Below are 4,619 nucleotides of genomic sequence, written 5' to 3' on the forward strand. Positions count from 1 at the left end.
GTCCCACCTGACCCCATGCCGAACTCAGAAGTGAAACGCCGTAGCGCCGATGGTAGTGTGGGGTCTCCCCATGCGAGAGTAGGGAACTGCCAGGCATCAAATTAAGCGAAAGGCCATCAGTCACGATGGCCTTTCGTTTTATCTGTTGTTTGTCGGTGAACGCTCTCCTGAGTAGGACAAATCCGCCGGGAGCGGATTTGAACGTTGCGAAGCAACGGCCCGGAGGGTGGCGGGCAGGACGCCCGCCATAAACTGCCAGGCATCAAATTAAGCAGAAGGCCATCCTGACGGATGGCCTTTTTGCGTTTCTACAAACTCTTCCTGTCGTCATATCTACAAGCCATCCCCCCACAGATACGGTAAACTAGCCTCGTTTTTGCATCAGGAAAGCAGCTATGAACCACTCCTTAAAACCCTGGAACACATTTGGCATTGATCATAATGCTCAGCACATTGTATGTGCCGAAGACGAACAACAATTACTCAATGCCTGGCAGTATGCAACCGCAGAAGGACAACCCGTTCTTATTCTGGGTGAAGGAAGTAATGTACTTTTTCTGGAAGACTATCGCGGCACGGTGATCATCAACCGGATCAAAGGTATCGAAATTCATGATGAACCTGATGCGTGGTATTTACATGTAGGAGCCGGAGAAAACTGGCATCGCCTGGTAAAATACACTTTGCAGGAAGGTATGCCTGGTCTGGAAAATCTGGCATTAATTCCTGGTTGTGTCGGCTCATCACCTATCCAGAATATTGGTGCTTATGGCGTAGAATTACAGCGAGTTTGCGCTTATGTTGATTGTGTTGAACTGGCGACAGGCAAGCAAGTGCGCTTAACTGCCAAAGAGTGCCGTTTTGGCTATCGCGACAGTATTTTTAAACATGAATACCAGGATCGCTTCGCCATTGTAGCCGTAGGTCTGCGTCTGCCAAAAGAGTGGCAACCTGTACTAACGTATGGTGACTTAACTCATCTGGATCCTACAACAGTAACGCCACAGCAAGTATTTAATGCGGTGTGTCATATGCGCACCACCAAACTCCCTGATCCAAAAGTGAATGGCAATGCCGGTAGTTTCTTCAAAAACCCTGTTGTATCTGCCGAAACGGCTAAAGCATTACTGGCGCAATTTCCAACAGCACCAAATTACCCCCAGGCGGGTGGTTCAGTAAAACTGGCAGCAGGTTGGCTTATTGATCAGTGCCAGCTAAAAGGGATGCAAATGGGTGGGGCTGCGGTGCACCGTCAACAGGCGTTAGTTCTCATTAATGAAGACAATGCAAAAAGCGAAGATGTGGTGCAACTGGCACACCATGTAAGACAAAAAGTGGGTGAAAAATTTAATGTCTGGCTTGAGCCTGAAGTCCGCTTTATTGGTGCATCAGGTGAAGTGAGCGCAGTGGAGACAATTTCATGAAGGATAACACCGTGCCACTGAAATTGATTGCCCTGTTAGCGAACGGTGAATTTCACTCTGGCGAGCAGTTGGGTGAAACGCTGGGAATGAGCCGGGCGGCTATTAATAAACACATTCAGACACTGCGTGACTGGGGCGTTGATGTCTTTACCGTTCCGGGTAAAGGATACAGCCTGCCTGAACCTATCCAGTTACTTAATGCTGAAGAGATATTGAGTCAGCTGGATGGCGGTAGTGTAGCCGTGCTGCCAGTGATTGACTCCACGAATCAGTACCTTCTTGATCGTATCGGAGAGCTTAAATCGGGCGATGCCTGCGTTGCAGAATACCAGCAGGCTGGCCGTGGTCGCCGGGGTCGGAAATGGTTTTCGCCTTTTGGCGCAAACTTATATTTGTCGATGTTCTGGCGTTTGGAACAAGGCCCGGCGGCGGCTATTGGTTTAAGTCTGGTTATCGGTATCGTGATGGCGGAAGTATTACGCAAGCTGGGTGCAGATAAAGTTCGTGTTAAATGGCCTAATGACCTCTATCTGCAGGATCGCAAGCTGGCAGGCATTCTTGTGGAGCTGACTGGCAAAACCGGCGATGCGGCGCAAATAGTCATTGGAGCCGGGATCAACATGGCAATGCGTCGTGTTGAAGAGAGTGTCGTTAATCAGGGGTGGATCACGCTGCAGGAAGCGGGGATCAATCTCGATCGTAATACGTTGGCGGCCATGCTAATACGTGAATTACGCGCGGCGCTGGAACTCTTCGAACAAGAAGGATTGGCACCTTATCTTTCGCGCTGGGAAAAGCTGGATAATTTTATTAATCGCCCAGTGAAACTTATCATTGGTGATAAAGAAATATTTGGCATTTCACGCGGAATAGACAAACAGGGCGCTTTATTGCTTGAGCAGGATGGAATAATAAAACCCTGGATGGGCGGTGAAATATCCCTGCGTAGTGCAGAAAAATAAGAAAGGGGAGCATTAGCTCCCCTGAAAATTATTTGCGTAGTCTGACCTCTTCTACCGCATGATTAGCACTTTTCGTCAGGATTAAACTGGCGCGCTCACGAGTAGGTAGAATATTTTGCTTTAAGTTCAGCCAGTTGATCTCTTTCCACAATGTCATGGCAGTCTTAATCGCTTCTTCTTTAGTTAATTTCGCGTAGTTATGAAAATAGGAATCCGGGTCGGTAAAAGCCCCTTCGCGGAATTTCAGAAAACGGTTGATATACCACGTCTGAAGTAAGTCTTCCGGTGCATCAACATATATCGAAAAATCGACAAAATCAGAAACAAATACATGATGTGGATCGTGTGGATAATCCATCCCGCTCTGTAAGACATTTAACCCTTCAAGAATTAAAATATCAGGCTGAACAACCGTTTTATCTCCATCCGGGATCACATCATAAATAAGATGCGAGTAAACAGGGGCTGTAACGTTTGGCACGCCGGATTTGAGATCGGAAACAAACTTCACCAGGCGATGCATATCATACGATTCCGGGAAGCCTTTCTTCTTCATCAGACCACGTTCTTTCAGAACCTGATTAGGGTGAAGGAAGCCATCTGTAGTGATCAGTTCAACACGACGATGTTCCGGCCAACGGCTTAATAGCGCCTGCAATACACGGGCGGTTGTACTTTTCCCCACCGCGACACTGCCAGCAATACTGATAATGTAAGGAATGCGTTGCCCGTTAGTACCAAGAAACTGTTCCAGAACTGCCTGACGGCGCAGATTCGAGCTTATATAGAAGTTCAGCAAACGTGACAAAGGTAAATAGATCTCGGCAACTTCTTCTAACGAGAGATCTTCATTAATACCTTTGAGACGGGCGATCTCATCTTCCGATAACGTCATAGGTACGGAATCACGCAGAGCTGCCCACTGGTTGCGGTCAAACTGTAGGTAAGGCGTCATTAACGTTTGCTCTTTTATACTCATAAGCATGTTTCTGGCGGTCATAGCTCTATCGGCAAAGCGATATTTGCCATGGCGCGTCACAGTTCTGTTGAATGGGTTAATGGGCAGGAGGGTAACACCAGATGGGGAGGAATAATAAGAAAAAATCTCTGCCAGGAAGCTATCGTTGAAAAGCAATGTGACAGATATTCCATCTGATAAAAAGAATTATGGTTTAGCAGGAGCGCATTGTTGAGCACAATGATGTTGAAAAAGTGTGCTAATCTGCCCTCCGTTCGGCTGTTTCTTCATCGTGTCGCATAAAATGTGACCAATAAAACAAATTATGCAATTTTTTAGTTGCATGAACTCGCATGTCTCCATAGAATGCGCGCTACTTGATGCCGACTTAGCTCAGTAGGTAGAGCAACTGACTTGTAATCAGTAGGTCACCAGTTCGATTCCGGTAGTCGGCACCATCAAGTCCGGTGGGGTTCCCGAGCGGCCAAAGGGAGCAGACTGTAAATCTGCCGTCACAGACTTCGAAGGTTCGAATCCTTCCCCCACCACCAATTTCGGCCACGCGATGGCGTAGCCCGAGACGATAAGTTCGCTTACCGGCTCGAATAAAGAGAGCTTCTCTCGATATTCAGTGCAGAATGAAAATCAGGTAGCCGAGTTCCAGGATGCGGGCATCGTATAATGGCTATTACCTCAGCCTTCCAAGCTGATGATGCGGGTTCGATTCCCGCTGCCCGCTCCAAGATGTGCTGATATAGCTCAGTTGGTAGAGCGCACCCTTGGTAAGGGTGAGGTCGGCAGTTCGAATCTGCCTATCAGCACCACTTCTTTTCTCCTCCCTGTTTTTTCCTTCTGTTTATTGCATTCAACAAGTCGGGCATGTTGCCTGGTTGATGTGGTGATATCACCGATTTATCCGTGTCTTAGAGGGACAATCGATGTCTAAAGAAAAGTTTGAACGTACAAAACCGCACGTTAACGTCGGTACTATCGGCCACGTTGACCATGGTAAAACAACGCTGACCGCTGCAATCACTACCGTACTGGCTAAAACCTACGGCGGTGCTGCTCGCGCATTCGACCAGATCGATAACGCGCCGGAAGAAAAAGCTCGTGGTATCACCATCAACACTTCTCACGTTGAATACGACACCCCGACCCGTCACTACGCACACGTAGACTGCCCGGGGCACGCCGACTATGTTAAAAACATGATCACCGGTGCTGCTCAGATGGACGGCGCGATCCTGGTAGTTGCTGCGACTGACGGCCCGA

4 protein-coding genes, 4 tRNA genes and 1 rRNA gene are annotated in these 4,619 nt (G+C 48.1%); 8 read left to right on the forward strand and 1 reads right to left on the reverse strand.

Translation table 11 applies throughout. The annotated features are described in order from the left end of the window. From rrf to birA, 3 genes are all read left to right on the forward strand, one after another. Positions 1-95, forward strand: a 5S ribosomal RNA gene (gene rrf / locus E0D98_RS21445); the annotation flags it as partial. A 300-nt stretch (positions 96-395) separates the two neighbouring features. After that, positions 396-1,424 carry a UDP-N-acetylmuramate dehydrogenase gene (gene murB, locus E0D98_RS21450; protein WP_001016693.1) on the forward strand — a complete coding sequence of 343 codons (1,029 nt, stop codon included), beginning with the start codon at positions 396-398 and terminating at the stop codon, positions 1,422-1,424. Then, positions 1,421-2,386 (forward strand): bifunctional biotin--[acetyl-CoA-carboxylase] ligase/biotin operon repressor BirA, encoded by a 966-nt coding sequence (birA, locus tag E0D98_RS21455; RefSeq protein ID WP_000654593.1) that lies wholly within the window; start codon positions 1,421-1,423, stop codon positions 2,384-2,386. The genes murB and birA overlap by 4 nt, the downstream gene beginning before the upstream one ends. 28 nt (positions 2,387-2,414) lie before the next feature. On the opposite strand, the gene coaA is transcribed toward birA, so the two are convergent. Continuing rightward, positions 2,415-3,365 carry a type I pantothenate kinase gene (gene coaA, locus E0D98_RS21460; RefSeq protein WP_000023081.1) on the reverse strand — a complete coding sequence of 317 codons (951 nt, stop codon included), beginning with the start codon at positions 3,363-3,365 and terminating at the stop codon, positions 2,415-2,417. A 361-nt stretch (positions 3,366-3,726) separates the two neighbouring features. Between coaA and E0D98_RS21465 the strand changes: the two genes are divergently transcribed. The 5 genes from E0D98_RS21465 to E0D98_RS21485 all read left to right on the forward strand — a co-directional run. Then, a tRNA-Thr gene (locus E0D98_RS21465) sits at positions 3,727-3,802 on the forward strand. Positions 3,803-3,810: 8 nt separating this feature from the next. Further along, positions 3,811-3,895, forward strand: a tRNA-Tyr gene (locus E0D98_RS21470). Positions 3,896-4,011: 116 nt separating this feature from the next. Next, positions 4,012-4,086, forward strand: a tRNA-Gly gene (locus E0D98_RS21475). A gap of 6 nt (positions 4,087-4,092) precedes the next feature. Further along, positions 4,093-4,168: transfer RNA gene (locus E0D98_RS21480), tRNA-Thr, on the forward strand. 114 nt (positions 4,169-4,282) lie between these two features. Continuing rightward, a partial coding sequence (locus tag E0D98_RS21485; RefSeq protein WP_000031698.1) for a GTP-binding protein occupies positions 4,283-4,619 on the forward strand: 337 nt, incomplete at its 3' end.

The organism is Escherichia sp. KCJ4928 (genome assembly GCF_004352695.1).
In the GTDB taxonomy this organism is placed as follows: domain Bacteria; phylum Pseudomonadota; class Gammaproteobacteria; order Enterobacterales; family Enterobacteriaceae; genus ECMA0423.